Raw genomic sequence first — 1,465 nt, 5'->3', positions numbered from 1 at the left:
CACATCTGACGGGCGGTGAGCCTCCAGAGGACCTCCCCGGTGACCGCGTGCGCAAAAACGCGAGTACGGGGCTCCCCCGGCGAGGTCGAAAATCCACCAGGAGACCGGCTACTCGGAGGGCGAGCTGTACGTCAACGACGTCGAAGCGGGCGACCGCGTGCTCGTGCTGGACGACCTCCTCTCGACGGGCGGGACGCTGCGCGCGCTCACGGACGCCCTCGACGACATCGGCGCGGAAATCGCGGACGTCGTGGTGGTCATCCGGAAGGTCGGCCCGGACAGCGAGATGGACGAATCGCCGCACGGCGTGACGGCGCTGGTGGACGTCGAGGTGGCCGACGGCGAGGTGACGGTCGTCGACGAGTACCGGTAGCCGAGTCCTGTCAACGCCCGTGGTAATCCGTCGCAAGGGTTTTTGCGCCTCCACGGCCAGTACCCGTCAATGGCAGGCGACGATGCCGGGGCCGGCGGGGCGACCGTCAGCGACGGCACCGACGGCACACCAGCCGAGGGCACACTGAGCGAGCGGGACAGGGACTACGACTGGGGGCACCTCTCGCCGGCGGTCCGCGAGCGCGACGGCGGCGCGACGGTCGGGGAGTACTCGTGGGTGGACTACCTCGAGGAGTACGGCGACGACGGGGCCGCCGAGCGCGCCCGCGAGCGCCGGGAGCGCACCCAGCACGAACTCGCGGACGCGGCGACCCGCGGCGACGCCGAGCCGCCGTACCCGGCGTGGGACGAGTTGGGCGCGGACCCGCCCGAGCCGAACTGGAGCGACGTCGAGGCGGACCCGAGCGACGACCTCGGGTTCGCGCCCGAGGAGAAGGGCGACGCGATCGGGACGGCGGCGTGGCGCGCGAGCCGCCTCCACGACTACTTCGACGCGTTCACCGACCCGGAGACGACCCCGGTCGCGAAAGACGACTGGCTGTGGGAGCACTTCAAGCGCGAGTACTACTACGTCGGCGAGAACGACTGGACGCGACCCCGCGACGACGACGGCGAAATCGTCCCGTTCGACCCCGTGGAGTACCTCGGCTTCGACCCCGACGACGTCGAACAGTGGCTGTCCGTGAAAGACGACGCCGCGGACGGGATGCTCGCCCTCGAGGACGAGCGCACCGTCGACGTCCACGAGGACCTCGACGAGGACGCGTTCTTCTCCACGGTGGAGGGCCGGACCACCATCGCGAACCGCTACGACCTCGAGAAGGCGGTGCCGATGGAGAAAAAGCGCCACTTCCGCGAGGTCGAGCGCTACTGGGTGAACAAGCCGTACGCGTTCGTCGTCATCTTCCACTCCGACCGTGAGAACGAGAAGAAGTACTACCTCGTGGAGCCGTACCGGAACCCCATCGAGGAGGACCTCCAGGAGTTCCTCACAGAGAAGCTCCGGTCGGCCATCAAGTACGCCAGCGACGACGTCGCGGCGGCCGGCGACGAGGCCGAGCGCCGCGGCGTC

General features: G+C 69.6%; 2 pseudogenes. Both read left to right on the top strand.

Annotation, left to right across the window (positions count from 1 at the left end):
• Positions 1-52: 52 nt before the first annotated feature.
• Positions 53-373 (top strand): annotated as a pseudogene (locus GJ634_RS15165) (phosphoribosyltransferase family protein); the annotation flags it as partial.
• A gap of 69 nt (positions 374-442) precedes the next feature.
• Positions 443-1,465, top strand: a pseudogene (locus GJ634_RS15160) (secretion system protein E); the annotation flags it as partial.

Source organism: Halobacterium sp. CBA1126 (assembly GCF_009741975.1).
Taxonomy (GTDB): Archaea; Halobacteriota; Halobacteria; order Halobacteriales; family Halobacteriaceae; genus Halobacterium.
The sequence above is the reverse complement of the archived record's forward strand: the minus strand, read 5'-3'. Positions and strand labels throughout refer to the sequence as shown.